We start from the raw sequence: 15,708 nt of genomic DNA on the forward strand, positions 1-15,708 counted from the left end.
CTAGCCTTCTCCCCGCTTATGCGGGGAGAAGGGCAATCCCTCTATTTCGCCAGCCGTAGCCTCAGTGCATTGCCGATCACCGAGACTGACGACAGGCTCATTGCGGCGGCCGCAATCATCGGTGACAGCAGCAGGCCGAAGACCGGGTAGAGCACGCCGGCCGCCAGCGGCACGCCGAGCGCGTTGTAGCCGAAGGCGAAGGCAAGGTTCTGCTTGATGTTGCGGATCGTCGCTTCCGAGAGATGGCGGGCGCGGACGATGCCGTTGAGATCGCCCTTGACCAGCGTGATCCCGGCGCTTTCCATGGCAACATCGGCGCCCGTGCCCATGGCGATGCCGACATCGGCGGATGCAAGTGCCGGAGCATCATTGACGCCGTCGCCCGCCATGGCAACGATGCGGCCTTTGGCCCGCAACTCGTCGATCAGCGCCTTCTTGCCTTCCGGCAGCATATCGGCGCGCACTTCGTCGATCCCAAGCTGCTTCGCAACGGCAGCGGCGGTCTTGCCGTTGTCGCCGGTCGCCATGACGATCGTCAGGCCACTTTCATGCAGCGCCTTGATGGCGGCGGCCGTGGTCGGCTTGATCCGGTCGGCGACAGCGACAAGGCCGGCCAGCTTCTGGTCGATGGCGACGAACATTACGGTCTTGCCCTCGCTGCGCAGGCGCTCCGTCTCGGCTTTCAGGGCATCGGTCGAAACGCTGAGATCGGACATCATCGCGGCATTGCCGAGCGCGATCGCGGTTTCGCCGGCGCGGCCCTCCACGCCCTTGCCGGTCACCGCCGAGAAGCCGGAGATCTCGACGAAGCGCATACCGCGTTCCTCGGCGCCGGCGACGATGGCTTCGGCAAGCGGGTGTTCGGAGCCGCGCTCCAGGCTGGCGGCGAGTGAGAGCAGGCGGGCTTCATCCGTGCCTGGCGCGGTGACGATATCGGTCAGGTTCGGTTTGCCTTCCGTCAGCGTGCCGGTCTTGTCGACGATCAATGTGTCCACCTTGGCGAAGCGTTCGAGCGCCTCGGCATCGCGCACCAGCACGCCCTCCTGTGCGCCGCGGCCGGTGGCGATCATGATGGACATGGGCGTTGCCAGGCCCAGCGCGCAGGGGCAGGCGATGATGAGCACCGCGACGGCGGCAAGCAGTGCATGCGCCAGCCTCGGCTCCGGCCCGACGAAGGCCCAGACGGCAAAGGCGATGATAGCAGCCGCGACGACGGCGGGCACAAAGACGGCAGAGACGCGGTCGACCATCGTCTGGATCGGCGCGCGCGAGCGCTGCGCTTTGGCAACGAGTTCGACGATGCGCGAGAGCGTGGTCTCGGCGCCAACCTTCTCGGCCTGCATGATGAGCGCGCCGTTCCTGTTGATCGTGCCGCCGGTCAAGGCATCGCCCTTGGCCTTTTCGACCGGCAGTGGTTCGCCCGTAATCATCGATTCATCGATGGTCGATTGTCCCTCGATAACGGAGCCATCCACAGGGACGCGCTCGCCGGGGCGCACCCGCAGCCGATCGCCGGCCTGGATCTCGTCGACGGGCACATCGGTTTCGCTGCCGTTGGCGTCGATCCTCCGTGCCGTTTTCGGCGCGAGATCGAGAAGGGCGCGAATGGCCGAGCCGGTGCGCTCGCGGGCTTTCAATTCCAGTACCTGGCCGACGAAGACGAGCGCGACGATCACGGACGCCGCTTCGAAATAGACGGGCACGCTCTCGCCATGCCCTCGGAAGCTCATCGGAAACAGGCCTGGGGCAAGCGCCGCAATCACGCTGTAAAGATAGGCGGTGCCGACGCCGAGACCGATCAGCGTCCACATATTGGGGCTACGGTTGACGAGCGAATTCCAGGCGCGGCGGAAGAACGGAAGAGCCGCCCAAAGCACGACCGGCGTTGCAAGAACAAGCTCGACCCAGGTGGCGATCGGCTCGCCGATCCAGTCGCGAATGGGAAGGCCGATCATCGGCCCCATGCTGATGGCAAGCAGCGGCAGCGACAGGGCGGCGCTGATCCAGAGCCGGCGCGTGAAATCAACAAGCTCGGGGTTCGGGCCTTCATCGGCGGCCGGGACACCCATCGGCTCCAGCGCCATGCCGCATTTCGGGCAGTCGCCAGGATGGTCGCTGATCACCTCGGGATGCATCGGGCAGGTATAGAGCGTGCCCTTCGGCATCGGCTTTGGCGCCGGTCTGTTGCCGTCGAGATAGGCCGATGGCTCCGCTTCGAACTTCGCCTTGCAGCCGGCCGAGCAGAAATAGAATTTCTCGCCCTCGTGCTTCGTGAAATGGCGGGCAGTGGCGCGATCCACCATCATGCCGCAGACGGGATCCTTGGCCGTGAGGTAGTTTTCCGGTGCGGCCTCGAATTTTGTACGGCAGCCATTGCTGCAGAAGTGGAAAGTGCGGCCGTGATATTGCAGCGACGGCTTGCCGGCATCGGGGTCGACGGTCATGCCGCAGACGGGATCGCGGATCACTTTATCCTGCGTGTGGGTGTTATGGTGATTGTGTCCATGATGGCTGTGATCGTGCTCGTCATGCGGTGCCATGTCATACTCCTTTGCCCGAAGGGGCTTCGGACAGGTCTATGGACCTTCCCATCGCTGGAAGGTCAAGCCGGAAAATAGTGATTGCCATCCACAGTTCACAGGGCCGCCTTCCTATCTCGCTGCGGATGGCGATGATAAGTTCCGTAAGATCGATGCAATGAAGTGATTCCAATGGGATATGATCTGACTACGCTGCCGCTTGCCGCGCTTCTGCCTGCCGTCGTCAAGGCGGAAGATATGCTGGCCCGGCTGGATGAGCGCGTGCTGAGGCATGCGGTGGCAAATGGCTTTCGCGAACGTGGGCACTTTTTCGACGCTGCCGGTGCGCTCTGGGTGGGAGGCGAACTCGTGCATGTGGAGGATCTCGTCCTCCACGATGCGCGCATGGATACGCGCACCCCGACGCATGAATTGACCATCGCCCATTCGGTGCTGCGCAGCCGTCGTCGCCTATGGGCAGCCGATCCGTCCTGGGGTCTGGAGCCGGCTGGCCTTGCCGTGCTGCGCGGGGAGGTCGGCGAGACCGACGAGGGTAGCACGCCGCGTTCGACCTCTGCCCGGGCCATCGAGCCTGACGAGCCGGAGGACGGGGAGGATGATTTCGGCGTCGATTTCGCCGAGATTGACGCGATCCTCGCCCGATCCGACAAGATCCTGAATGGCGGCGTTCCGGAACCCAGACAGCCGATTATCGATGCCCAGGATCCCCTGGCACTCATCCGAGACGAGGATTGGGATGAGGATGAGCGGCTGGACAGCTGGCGCGCCGTCATGCGCGAGGCGGATCTGCTGCCGGCTACCTTGGGTGCCGCGGTACTTTTCGATGCCTGGGAAAGGATCGAGCCGCTGCGGCGGCAGCATTGGCTCGGCGGCTTGCTGGCCAGCGCCTATCTGCGCAGCCGGGGCAAGGTGACATCGCACCTCTTCTGCCTGAATGTCGGCCTGAAGGCCGTTCGTCACGACCGCCGGCGAGCGCCGGACCGCACCACGCGGCTGGCTGCCTTTCTGGAGGCCATGGCGCTTTCGGCCGATTCGGGCCTCAAGGAGCTTGATCGGCTTTCGCTTGCCAAGCTGCAGATGGAAGTGCGGCTGAAGGACAGGCGGTCCAACAGCAGCCTGCCTGAGGTCATCGACATCGTGCTATCGCGGCCGATCGTCTCGGCGAAAATGATTGCGCGCCATGTCGGCATTACCTCAAGGGGCGCGCTCAATCTGGTGACCGAACTCGGCCTGCGCGAAATGACCGGGCGCGGTCGCTATCGAGGCTGGGGCGTGCTTTGATGTGCTGCAACGGGTGGTGTGGGTAGCGCCGCCGTCCCTTGCAACCACAACCCTGGTTTTCGTCCAATGTTACAGTTTGTTACGCTAAGTGGCGCTAAAATGGACAAAATTTAATGCCCATACCAAATTCCTAAGCGGCACGATGCAAGCTAAGGTCGCGCCATGAATAGCGGGAGATCGTCGATCACCCCGGGATTTGAAGAGGTGGGTGAATGGCTCGGACGTTTCGGGTCGTCGTTTGGTTGGCAGTGATCGGTGCAGTCGGGTATGGCGCCTATGCGACCCGCGATCGTTGGCTTGGGCCGGCGGAGAAGCTGCTTGGCTACCAGAATGCCGCAGCACCGGGAGAGCAGGCCCAGGACGGACGCCGTGGTGGCCAAAGGCAGGGTGGCAGCGGTGGCGGACGGCGCAGCGTGTCGCAGTTCAATGGACCGGTTCCGGTGCTCGCCGCGGATGCAACGACGGCCGATGTCCCTGTCTACATCAACGGTGTGGGCTCGGTGAAGGCCCTGAATACCGTGACGGTGCGCGCGCAGGTCAGCGGACGAATCGTCGAAATCAATTTCGTCGAGGGCCAGGACATCAAGAAGGGCGATATCATCGCCCGCATCGACGATTCCGTCTATAAGGCGCAGCTCGACCAGGCGATCGCCAAGAAGGCGCAGGACGAAGCTCTGCTTGCAGGCGCCCAGCGCGATCTCGCCCGCTATCAGATGATGGTGAAGAGCGCGTCCGGCACGCAGCAGCAGGTCGATACGCAGACCTCGTTGGTGGCGCAATATACCGCGCAGGTCCAGGTGGATGTGGCGGCGATCGAAAGCGCGCAGGCGACGCTCGACTATACGACGATCAGGGCGGCCTTCGATGGGCGCACCGGCATCCGTAACGTCGATATCGGCAATCTCGTCAGCTCGGGCGACACGACAGGCATCGTGACGCTCTCGCAGATCAAGCCGATTTCCGTCTTGTTTTCCATTCCGCAGCAGCAGCTTGCCCGCATCAACGCGGCCAGCGCAGCCGGAACGCTTTCCGTCCAGGCTTTGGGCAACGACGGCGAGACGGTGGTCGACAATGGTTCGCTTGGTGTGGTCGACAATCAGGTCGATCCCACCACCGGCACCGTTAAGCTGAAGGCGAATTTCCCGAACGACAAGCTTGCGCTGTGGCCCGGCGCCTTCGTCAATGCCCGACTGCTCGTGGAGACGCTGAAAGGCGTCACCGTCATTCCGAGCGGCGCCGTGCAGCGCGGGCCGAACGGCACCTTCGTCTATGTCATCGGCCAGGATCAGACCGTCGCGATGAAGCCGGTGAAGGTGCGCCAGCAGGACGATACGCTCGCCGTCATCGCCGATGGCGTGGCGCCCGGCGACAAGGTGGTGACGACCGGTTTCGCGCGGCTGCAGAATGGATCGAAAGTGCAGATTTCGGCCAATCCGGCTCAGGCGTCCCCGGATACTCCGTCGCCCGACAATAGCGGGCAGCCGGTCGCAGAGAACGATTCGCAGAACGGCGGTGCCGGGACAGCGAATGCGAGCGAGCGCCCGCATCGCCGGCACAACGGTCAGGGTGGAAACGGTGGCCATCGCGGCCAGGACGGTCAGCCTGGCGCAGGCGGCGCGCAGGGTGCGGATACGGGCGGCGGCTCGGCCTCCAACAATTCCTCCGGCACGCCGACGCAGCAACAATGAACGTCTCGTCGCTCTTCATCAGCAGGCCGATCGCCACCTCGCTTCTCGGGGTGGCGGTTCTCTTGGGCGGCATTCTCGGCTTTCTCTTCCTGCCGGTCGCGCCGCTGCCACAGGTGGATTTTCCGACGATCCAGGTGACGACGCAGCTTCCGGGTGCCGATCCCGATACGATGGCGGCGCTGGTGACGGCACCTCTGGAGCGGCCGCTCGGCCAGATTCCCTCGCTTGCCTCCATGACCTCATCGAGCGCCTTCGGCATCAGCCAGATCACGCTACAATTCGATCTAGGGCGCGATATCGATGGCGCAGCGCAGGATGTGCAGGCGGCGATCAACGCCGCCGGATCGACTTTGCCGCGCACGCTTCCTTATCCGCCGACCTATTCGAAGGTGAACCCGGCCGATACGCCGATCGTGACGCTGGCGCTGCGCTCCAACAGCTATTCGATCCGCGAACTCAGCGATTTTGCCGATACCATGATGGCGCAGCGCCTGAGCGAAGTCTCGGGCGTCGGCGACGTCAACATCCAGGGCGGCGTCAAGCCGGCCATCCGCATCCAGGTGGACCTGCCGCGTCTCGCTTCCTATGGTCTCGCCCTGGAGGACATCCGCACCGCCATCACCAATGCCAGCGTTGCCGGCGCGAAGGGCTCGCTCGACGGCACGCAGCAGAGTTTTACGCTCGCGGCCAACGATCAGATCGTCGATCCAAATGTCTACAGGTCCGTCATCGTCGCTTACCGCAACAGCGCGCCGGTGCAGTTGAAGGACGTCGCAACGGTCGTCGAGGGGCTGGAGAACAATCGGGTCGGCGCCTGGTATCAGGGCCAGCCCGCCGTCATTCTCGATATCATGCGCCAGCCGGGCGCCAACGTCATCCAGACGGTCGAGAATGTCCTGAAGCAGGTCCCGAAGCTGAAGCAGGCGATGCCGGCCGGTATTTCGCTTGATATCGTCAATGACCGCACCGAGACGATCCGCGCCTCGATCCATGACGTGCAATGGACGCTGGTTATCAGCATCGGTCTCGTCATCCTCGTCGTCCTGCTGTTCCTGAGGACGATGACGGCGACCTTCATTGCCGGTGTCGCGCTGCCGCTGTCGCTGATCGCGACCTTCGGCGTCATGTGGTTCGCCGGCTTCAGTCTCGACAATCTCTCGCTCATGGCGCTGACAATCGGCACGGGCTTCGTCGTCGACGACGCCATCGTGATGATCGAGAATATCGCCCGTCATATCGAAGAGGGCGAAAACCCGATGCAGGCGGCCCTGAAGGGTGCCGGCGAGATCGGCTTCACGATCATTTCGCTCACCGTCTCGCTGGTTGCCGTCTTCATTCCGCTGCTGTTCATGACCGGCATTGTCGGCCGCATGTTCCGCGAATTCGCACTGACGCTCACCATTGCCGTCGTCGTGTCGGCCGTCGTCTCGCTGACGCTGACGCCGATGATGTGCGCGCGCATCCTGCGCAAGCCAAAAGAGCATCAAGGCGGTTTTCTGGCCGGTGCCGACCGTTTCACCGACTGGATGGTTGAAGGCTATCGGCGGAGCCTTGTTTGGGCCGTGGATCGCAGCCGCCTCATGCTGCTGGTGACGGTGGTGACGCTGGCTGCGACGATCGCGCTTTATGTCGTCATTCCCAAGGGCTTCCTGCCGGCGCAGGATACGGGTCTCATCACCGCCGTCATCGAGGCCGAGCCGACGACCTCCTTCGAGACCATGAAGCAGATCCAGGCCGATGTGGTCGACCGACTGCGCAAGGATCCGGATGTCACCAGCGTCGTTGCCGTCATCGGTGCGAGTGCCAGCAATCTGACGCTGAATACCGGCAATCTCAGTCTCGTGCTGAAGCCGCGGAGTGAGCGTAATGCGTCCGCCGATCAGATCATCGACAGGATGCGCGGCGAGGTGACGGGCTTGCCCGGCATCCATGTCACCTTCCAGAGCGTGCGCGACATCTCGATCAGCACCAGGGCCAGCCGTGCACCCTATCAGTATACCCTCACGGGCACCGATACGAATACGGTGGTCGACTGGGCGCAGAAGCTTGCCCAGCGGCTGCAGGAAAGCCCGAAGCTGACGGATGTCGCCTCCGAAGTCGAGATGGGCGGCGGGCGCATCTTCGTCGATGTCAATCGCGAAACCGCCTCTCGGCTCGGCGTGTCCATGCAGGCCGTCAGCGATACTTTGAATGATGCTTTCGGCCAGCGGCAGATCGCAACGATCTATGGGCAGGCCAACCAGTATCGCGTCATTCTGGAGGCGGCGCCGCAATATCAGTCCGACCCGAAATCGCTCGATAAGCTTTATGTCGCTGGTGCCAGCGATACCCAGGTGCCGCTCAATGCCTTCACGACGGCGAGTTTCACGACCGCGCCGCTGGTCATCAGCCATGACGAGCAGTTTCCGGCCGTGACGCTCAGCTTCGATCTCGCCAAGGGCGCGTCGCTCAGCGATGCCGTCGCCGAGATCAAGGCGGCGGAACGGGATATCGAAATGCCCGATAATATCCAGCGCAAATATTCCGGCGATGCCGAGGAATTTGCTTCGTCGCTGGCGGGTGAGCCTTGGCTGATCCTCGCGGCTATCGTGACGATCTACATCGTGCTCGGCCTGCTCTATGAAAGCGCCGTTCATCCGGTGACGATCCTTTCGACGCTGCCTTCGGCTGGCGTCGGCGCGCTGCTCGCCCTGATGCTGTTCGGGCAGGATCTGTCGATCATCGCCCTCATCGGCATCGTGCTCCTGATGGGCATCGTCAAGAAGAATGCGATCATGATGATCGACTTTGCGCTGGAGGCGGAGCGCAAGGAAGGCCTGGAGCCGCGCGAGGCTATTCTGAAAGCCTCCATCCTGCGTTTCCGGCCGATCATGATGACGACGCTCGCGGCACTCTTCGGCGCCTTGCCGCTGGCGCTGGCGCAGGGCACGGGCGCAGAGTTGCGCATTCCGCTCGGTATCACCATTATCGGCGGTCTCGTGCTTTCGCAGCTTTTGACGCTCTATACGACGCCGGTGATCTATCTCGCCTTCGAGCGCCTGCGCGCCAAGGTCGTCGGCCGCACCAGCGGCACGCCGAGCGCCGAGATGAATGAATTGGCGGGTGGCGAGAGATGAACATCTCCGAGCCGTTTATCAAACGCCCTGTCGGTACGACGCTTCTGGCGATCGGGCTGGTGATCCTCGGCATCGTTGCCTATCGCTTTCTGCCGGTTGCAAGCCTGCCGACGGTGGATTTGCCGACCATTGTCGTTTCTTCAAGCCGCCCCGGAGCCGATCCGGCCAGTATGGCGGCGAGCGTGGCCGCTCCGTTGGAGCGTCATCTCGGGACCATTGCCGGCGTCACTCAAATGACGTCCGTCAGCTCGCTCGGATCGAGCACGATCATCATCCAGTTCGACCTGTCGCGCAGCGTCGATGGTGCCGCGCAGGATGTGCAGGCGGCATTGAACGCGGCTGCGACAGACCTGCCCGGCGATCTGCCCACCCTCCCGTCCTTCCGCAAGATCAACCCGGCTGCCGCCCCCGTTCTCATCCTGGCGCTGACCTCGGACAATGTCTCTCCGAGCGCCATCTATGATGCAGCCGATACCGTGGTGGTGCAGCGCATTTCACAGGTGGACGGCGTCGGCGGCGTGACCGTGAGCGGTGCCGACCAGCCCGCCATCCGCGTCCGGCTGGATCCGGACCGGCTTTCGGCCATGGGCCTCTCGCTCGATGCGGTCCGTACGGCGGTCGTCAATGCCAATGTTCTCGGCCCCTTCGGCTCGATCGACGGTGCGGGCGGCGCTTTCTCCGTTGCCCTCAACAGCCAGTTGAAGACGCCGGAAGCCTTCGGGCGGATCGTGGTGCGCAGCGGCGACGGCACGGCGGTTCGTCTTTCGGATATCGCCACTGTCGAGCCGGGTGTGCGCAACAGCCGCTCGGATGCCTGGTACGACGGCAAGCCGGCCGTGCTGCTTAACATCACCAAGCAGGCGGATGCGAACGTGATCGCCACCGTCGATGGCGTTAAGCAGCTGATCCCGGAGCTGCAGCGGCTCATTCCTGCCGGCGTGAATGTTTCTATTCTTTCCGACCGCACCACTACGATTCATGCCAGCGTCACCGATATGCAATGGACGCTGCTTGCCACTATCTGCCTGGTCATGGCCGTTGTCTTCGTCTTCCTGCGACGCGCAACGCCGACCTTTGCCGCGGGTGTGACGGTGCCTCTGTCGCTTGCCGGCACTTTTGCCGCGATGTGGCTCTTCGGGCTGTCGATCGACAATCTCTCCCTCATGGCGCTTGCCGTTTCCGTCGGCTTCGTCGTCGATGACGCCATCGTCATGATCGAGAACATTTATGCCAATCTGGAGACTGGCATGAAGCCGATGCGGGCAGCGCTCGAAGGGGCAAAGCAGATCGGCTTTACCGTCGTTTCCATCAGCCTGTCGCTGCTTGCCGCCTTCATCCCGCTGTTCTTCATGGGCGGTATCGTCGGCCGGTTCTTCCAGACCTTCTCGTTGACGCTCGGCTTCACTATCGTCGTTTCGACACTGGTATCCCTCACGCTGACGCCGATGATTTGCGGCCATCGACTGCGTCAGCACGATATCGATGCCCGGCCCGGCCCGTTTGGCCGTATCGTCGAGGGCACGCTTAGCGCCGTTACGGGCTTTTACGGCCGCACGCTGCGGGCGGTGCTGCATCACCGCCTCCTTTCGGTCGTCGTCATCATCGCCTGTGTGGTCATGACGGGCTATCTCTACGTCAAGGTTCCAAAGGGCTTCATTCCGCAGGACGACACCGGCTTTATCCAGGGCGGGACGCAGGCTGCGACCGATATCTCCTATCCGGCCATGGTAAAGCTCCAGGAGCTGGCGGCGGATATCGTCGCCAAGGACCCGGCGGTGTCGGGTGTCGGCTCTTCCGTCGGTGGGGGAGGCTTTTCAAGTTCCGTCAATCGGGGCCAGCTTTTCATCTCGCTGAAGCCGGAATCGGAGCGTGCGCCGACCGCCGATGTCATAGACCGGCTCCGCAAGCAGTTGATGGCGGTTCCGGGCCTCAGCACATTCCTGTTTTCGCCGGGCGATATCCGCGCCGGCGCGCGCCAGTCGCAATCGCAGTATCAATTCACGATCTGGGGTGCGAATTACGATGAGCTGGTGGAATGGGCGCCCAAGGTGCTGGAGCGTCTGCAGGCTCTTCCAGGATTGACCGATGTTGCCACCGACAGGCAGCCCAACGGCTTGCAGGCGACCGTCAATATCGATCGTACCCTCGCTTCCCAGCTCGGCGTCAACATCCAATCCATCGATTCCGCACTCAACAATGCTTTCGCGCAACGGCAGATCTCGACGATCTATACGCAGCGCAACCAATATCGTGTCGTATTGGAGGCGAATCCCGACTATGCGCTCGATCCCCACGATATTTCCAAGCTCTACGTGCCTGCCTCCGGCGGCACGCAGGTACCGTTGAGCGCGGTGGCGTCGATCGACCGGACGCTCGCGCCGCTTGTCGTCAATCACCAGGGTCAATATCCCGCCGTGACGATTTCCTACAATCTGGCGCTCAACACGCCGCTGCAGGTGGCGAACGACGCCATTCAGAAGGCGGTGCTCGACATGCATCTGCCCGATACGCTGCATGCGGATTTCGCCGGCGATGCGGCGAGCGTCACCCAGTCGTCCGGCAGCCAGCCGCTCTTGCTGCTGGCGGCATTGCTGACGGTCTATATCGTTCTCGGCATTCTCTATGAAAGCCTGGCGCATCCGCTGACGATCATCTCGACACTGCCCTCGGCTGGCCTCGGCGCGCTACTGGCGCTCGCCATCAGCGGCACGGAGCTGACGATCATCGCCTTCATCGGCATCATTCTCTTGATCGGCATCGTCAAGAAGAACGGCATCATGATGGTGGATTTCGCCCTGCAGGGCGAGCGCACGCTCGGCTTGTCTTCGGAAGAAGCCATTTATCAGGCATGCCTCAAGCGTTTCCGCCCCATCCTGATGACGACGCTCGCCGCACTTATGGGCGCCATCCCGCTGATCATCGCAACAGGCCCCGGCGCGGAGCTGCGCCGCCCGCTCGGGATCACCATCGTCGGCGGCCTCGTTGTGTCGCAGGTACTGACACTCTATACCACGCCGATCATCTATCTGATGCTTGCCAAGCTGCATGCAAAATGGTCGCCGAAGGCGCAAGCTACGGTGCCGCCAGTATCTCCGCTCTCAACTTGAATGTTTAGCAGTGTGTGGACGGAGCGGATCAGCCCCGATAGTCCCACGGATTGACGACAGCTATTCCGGTGTCCAGGAAATCCGACACGTTGCGGCTTGCAAGGGTTGCTCCTCGCGACGCTGCAATTGCGGCGATCTGGGCATCGAACTGGCTGATCGGCTTGCCGGCCCGACGCCGCGATGTTGCAATGAAGGAATAAACTCCCGCGGCTTCGCTATCGAAGGGGAGGACTCTTCCGGCGAAATCCTCTTCGAATATCGGGAGAATAGCAGCTTCCAATTCGCTTCGGCGTCGGCCCGCAGGCAATAGCCGGAGACCGTAAAGGATTTCCGCCTGTGTCGTTGCCGTCGTAAAGATGGCGAGAGGGGGCTGGGCAGCGAGCCAAGCTTCAACTACTGGCGATGGTGATGGTCCCAATAGTTCCGAAATGACATTCGTGTCGAGAATGATCATGGATCGAGATCGACCGGGCGGATTGGTTCGCGTGGGGCAATATCCAGCACGACCCCACCGCTTGCAGCCATGCGACGACGGATTGTCTCGGCTAAATTGGGCTGACGCTTTTCTTCCGTCGACAACGCGGCCCGTAGAATATCTCGCGCCTCATCTTCCATCGATCGCCCGTGTGCAGCGGCGCGAATGCGCAGCCGGGTCTTTAAATGATCGTCGATGTTGCGGATCGTCATACTGGCCATAAAAATACCCTGTCATCAATGATTGCATATTAATCATTGATGACAAACTTGGCAAATCAAGACGAAGCATCCGATGCCCGATCGAGATTTCCACTCGCTCTTTCTTTCGAGAGAGCGAGTGGAAAGGCCTTAATGCGCCACGTCAGGGTTGGCGGCCTCCGGCGCTGCCGTCGACCGAACATTGCCCTTGAAGACACGGCGGACGGCGACAAAGAGCAGCGGGATGAAGAAGATGCCGAGCACGGTTGCCGAGATCATGCCGCCCATGACGCCGATGCCTATCGAGTTCTGGCTACCGGAACCGGCCCCGTTGGCGATCGCCAGAGGCATGACGCCAAGGATAAAGGCAAGCGAGGTCATGAGGATCGGCCGCAGGCGCTGGCGCGATGCTTCCAGCGTAGCGTCGATCAGGTTCTTGCCCTGGTTCTGCTGCTCGATGGCGAATTCGACGATCAGGATGGCGTTCTTCGCCGCCAGACCTATGGTCGTCAAAAGGCCGACCTTGAAGTAGACGTCGTTCGACTGGCCAAACAGGGTTGCAGCCAAGAGCGCACCGAAGATGCCGATCGGCACCGACAGCATGACGGCGAGGGGGATCGACCAGCTCTCATAGAGGGCGGCGAGTGCCAGGAACACCACCAGGATGGAGATGGCGTAGAGCTGGGTCGCCTGGTTGCCCGAGAGCTTTTCCTGGGCCGAGAGGCTCGTCCATTCGTGGCTGAAGCCCTGCGGCAGGGTCGCCATGATCTTGTCGATCTCGTTCATGGCGTCGCCCGAGGAGACGCCCGGCGCGGCCGCGCCCTGGATTTCGACGGCGGAGGAGCCGTTATAGCGCTCCAGGCGTGGCGAACCGTAATTCCATTCGCCGTTCGAGAAGGCCGAGAAGGGCACCATGTCGCCGCTGGAATTGCGCACGTACCAGCGACCGAAATCCTCGGGCTGCATGCGGAAATCCTTGTTGGCCTGAACATAGACGGGCTTCACACGACCGCGATCGATGAAGTCGTTGACATAGGTGCCGCCCCAGGCGGTCGACAGGGTCGAGTCGATATCGGCCAGGCTGATATTCAGAGCGCTCGCCTTTTCCTCGTCGATGTTCAAGGAGAATTGCGGCGTATCTTCCTGGCCGTTCGGACGGGTGCCCGCGAGCTTCGGATTCTTGCCGGCAGCCCCGAGCAACTGATTGCGGGCAGCGATCAGTGCCGCGTGACCGGCACCGTTGATGTCCTTGATGAAGAAGTCGAAGCCGCTCGAGCTGCCGAAGCCGGGGATGGCCGGCGGCGCCAGCGCAAAGACGTTGCCATCCTTGATTTTCGAGAAAGCGCCCATTGCGCGGCGCGCGATCGCTTGCGCCTTGGATTGCGGCGTCTTGCGCAGGTCGAAGTCCTTCAGCCTCACGAAAACGAGGCCGACATTCTGGCCCTGACCGCTGAAGCCGAAGCCGGCGACAGCGAATGCGCCTTCGACATAGTCCTTTTCGGTGTTGAGGTAATAGTTCCTCACCTGGTCGAGCACGGCCTTGGTGCGTGAATCCGTGGCGCCCGGCGGCAGCTGAATGGCGGTCAGCAGGATGCCCTGGTCTTCATCCGGCAGGAAGGAGCTCGGCAGGCGGTTGAACAGAGCAGCAACGGCACCGCCGATGAGGACGAATACCAGCAGGAAGACGATGCTGAGGCGGATCATGCCGTGAACGCCGCGCTGGTAGCGATGCGTTGCCCGCTCGAAGTTGCGATTGAACCAGCCAAACAGACCGCGCTCTTTGGCGCCATGCTTGGGCTTTCTCAAAAGGGTGGCGCAAAGGGCGGGCGTCAGGATGAGAGCAACGATGACGGACAGCACCATCGCGGAGACGATCGTTACCGAGAACTGCCGGTAGATAACACCGACCGAACCCGAGAAGAAGGCCATCGGGATGAACACGGCCGAAAGCACGGTGGCGATGCCGATCAGCGCGCCGGTGATTTCCTGCATCGACTTGATCGTCGCTTCGCGCGGCGACAATCCCTCTTCCTCCATCACGCGCTCGACATTCTCGACGACAACGATGGCATCGTCCACAAGCAGGCCGATGGCGAGCACCATGCCGAACATGGTCAATGTATTGATCGAATATCCGAACAGCGCCAGCACGCCGAAGGTGCCGAGAAGCACGACCGGGACGGCGAGCGTCGGGATGAGCGTGGCGCGGATGTTCTGCAGGAAGACGAACATGACGATGAAGACGAGCACGATGGCTTCGAACAGCGTCTTGACCACATCCTCGATCGACAGCTTCACGAAGGGCGTCGTATCGTAGGGATAAACGATCTCTACGTTCGGCGGCAGCGTCTGGCTGAGATTGTTGATGGTCGTGCGGACCGCTTCCGCCGTATTGATGGCGTTGGCGCCCGAGGCCAGCATCACCGCCAGGCCGGCGGAGGGATGACCGTTATAGGTACTCGACGTCGTGTAGCTCTTGGCGCCGAGTTCGACCGAGGCGACGTCATTCAGGCGAACCAGCGAACCGTTCGGCTGGCTCTTGAGGATGATGTTGTTGAACTGCTCGGGCGTCTGCAAACGGCTCTTGGCCGTGACCGTCGCATTGAGCTCCTGGCCTTTGCGCTGCGGCAATGCACCGAGCTGGCCGGCCGAGACCTGCGAGTTCTGGGCCTGGATGGCAGAGACGACATCCGACGTCATCAGCTGGTATTTGGCGAGCTTGTCCGGATCGACCCAGATGCGCATGGCGTAGCCGGAACCGAAGATCTGCGTGTTGCCCACGCCTTCGATGCGCTTCAGCGTGTCGTTGAGGGTACTGTCGACGTAGTCGGCAAGGTCGTTCGAGTTAAGCTTGCCGTCGGTCGATACGAAGCCCACGACCATCAGAAAGTTCGACGTCGACTTGGAAACCACGATACCCGTGGATTGCACGGTCTGCGGCAGCTGTGCGGTGACGAGCTGCAGCTTGTTCTGCACCTGCATCTGCGCGACGTCGGGATCGGCCTTGTTGGTGAAGGTCAACGAAATCGAGGCCTGACCCGTCGAGGTCGAGGTCGAGGTCATGTAGTCGAGGTTGTCGATACCCGTCATGCCCTGCTCGATGACCTTGGTCACCGAGTTTTCGACGGTCGCCGCGTCAGCCCCGGAATAGGTGGCGCTGATGCTGACCGTCGTCGGCGCGATTTGCGGATATTGCGAAATCGATAGCTGGAAGATCGAAAGTGCGCCCGCCAGCATGATGACGATGGCGATCACCCAGGCAAAGATCGGCCTGTCGATGAAAAAACGAGACATCGTCTAA

At 62.1% G+C, this 15,708-nt stretch carries 8 protein-coding genes; 4 read left to right on the forward strand and 4 right to left on the reverse strand.

Annotated elements, in window-relative coordinates:
• Positions 1 to 41 precede the first annotated feature (41 nt).
• Positions 42 to 2,540, reverse strand: a complete 2,499-nt coding sequence (locus tag AC13QE_RS16925) for a heavy metal translocating P-type ATPase (RefSeq protein WP_488484519.1) — start codon at positions 2,538 to 2,540, stop codon at positions 42 to 44.
• A gap of 171 nt (positions 2,541 to 2,711) precedes the next feature.
• Here AC13QE_RS16925 and AC13QE_RS16930 point away from each other — a divergent pair, with 171 nt between their 5' ends.
• The 4 genes from AC13QE_RS16930 to AC13QE_RS16945 all read left to right on the forward strand — a co-directional run bounded on the left by AC13QE_RS16930 (position 2,712) and on the right by AC13QE_RS16945 (position 11,732).
• The gene (locus tag AC13QE_RS16930; RefSeq protein WP_488484520.1) at positions 2,712 to 3,821 is read left to right on the forward strand and encodes an RHE_PE00001 family protein; all 1,110 of its coding nucleotides are present in this window, start codon (positions 2,712 to 2,714) and stop codon (positions 3,819 to 3,821) included.
• Between the two features lie 212 nt (positions 3,822 to 4,033).
• Positions 4,034 to 5,509, forward strand: a complete 1,476-nt coding sequence (locus AC13QE_RS16935; protein WP_488484521.1) for an efflux RND transporter periplasmic adaptor subunit — start codon at positions 4,034 to 4,036, stop codon at positions 5,507 to 5,509.
• A complete protein-coding gene (locus tag AC13QE_RS16940; protein ID WP_488484522.1) occupies positions 5,506 to 8,625 on the forward strand; it encodes a multidrug efflux RND transporter permease subunit in 3,120 nt (1,039 codons plus the stop codon). The genes AC13QE_RS16935 and AC13QE_RS16940 overlap by 4 nt, the downstream gene beginning before the upstream one ends.
• A complete protein-coding gene (locus AC13QE_RS16945; RefSeq protein WP_132719966.1) occupies positions 8,622 to 11,732 on the forward strand; it encodes an efflux RND transporter permease subunit in 3,111 nt (1,036 codons plus the stop codon). The genes AC13QE_RS16940 and AC13QE_RS16945 overlap by 4 nt, the downstream gene beginning before the upstream one ends.
• A 28-nt stretch (positions 11,733 to 11,760) precedes the next feature.
• Here the strand turns inward: AC13QE_RS16945 and AC13QE_RS16950 are convergent, their stop codons facing one another.
• The 3 genes from AC13QE_RS16950 to AC13QE_RS16960 form a co-directional block, all read right to left on the reverse strand.
• Positions 11,761 to 12,186: a PIN domain-containing protein gene (locus AC13QE_RS16950; RefSeq protein ID WP_488484523.1), complete on the reverse strand. Its 426-nt coding sequence runs from the start codon at positions 12,184 to 12,186 to the stop codon at positions 11,761 to 11,763.
• Complete coding sequence (locus tag AC13QE_RS16955; RefSeq protein WP_015341549.1) at positions 12,183 to 12,428, reverse strand: FitA-like ribbon-helix-helix domain-containing protein; 246 nt, start codon at positions 12,426 to 12,428, stop codon at positions 12,183 to 12,185. Before AC13QE_RS16955 ends, AC13QE_RS16950 begins: the two co-directional genes overlap by 4 nt.
• Before the next feature lie 129 nt (positions 12,429 to 12,557).
• The gene (locus AC13QE_RS16960) at positions 12,558 to 15,701 is read right to left on the reverse strand and encodes an efflux RND transporter permease subunit (RefSeq protein ID WP_488484524.1); all 3,144 of its coding nucleotides are present in this window, start codon (positions 15,699 to 15,701) and stop codon (positions 12,558 to 12,560) included.
• Between the last annotated feature and the right edge of the window lie 7 nt (positions 15,702 to 15,708).

The organism is Martinezella sp. CNPSo 3957, assembly GCF_057784395.1.

Bases quoted from the DNA above. Each gene is read 5' to 3' on its own strand.
- AC13QE_RS16960 (WP_488484524.1), bottom strand. From the start codon at position 15,701: ATGTCTCGTTTTTTCATCGACAGGCCGATCTTTGCCTGGGTGATCGCC.
- AC13QE_RS16950 (WP_488484523.1), bottom strand. From the start codon at position 12,186: ATGATCATTCTCGACACGAATGTCATTTCGGAACTATTGGGACCATCA.
- AC13QE_RS16935 (WP_488484521.1), top strand. From the start codon at position 4,034: ATGGCTCGGACGTTTCGGGTCGTCGTTTGGTTGGCAGTGATCGGTGCA.
- AC13QE_RS16945 (WP_132719966.1), top strand. From the start codon at position 8,622: ATGAACATCTCCGAGCCGTTTATCAAACGCCCTGTCGGTACGACGCTT.
- AC13QE_RS16930 (WP_488484520.1), top strand. From the start codon at position 2,712: ATGGGATATGATCTGACTACGCTGCCGCTTGCCGCGCTTCTGCCTGCC.
- AC13QE_RS16940 (WP_488484522.1), top strand. From the start codon at position 5,506: ATGAACGTCTCGTCGCTCTTCATCAGCAGGCCGATCGCCACCTCGCTT.
- AC13QE_RS16955 (WP_015341549.1), bottom strand. From the start codon at position 12,428: ATGGCCAGTATGACGATCCGCAACATCGACGATCATTTAAAGACCCGG.
- AC13QE_RS16925 (WP_488484519.1), bottom strand. From the start codon at position 2,540: ATGGCACCGCATGACGAGCACGATCACAGCCATCATGGACACAATCAC.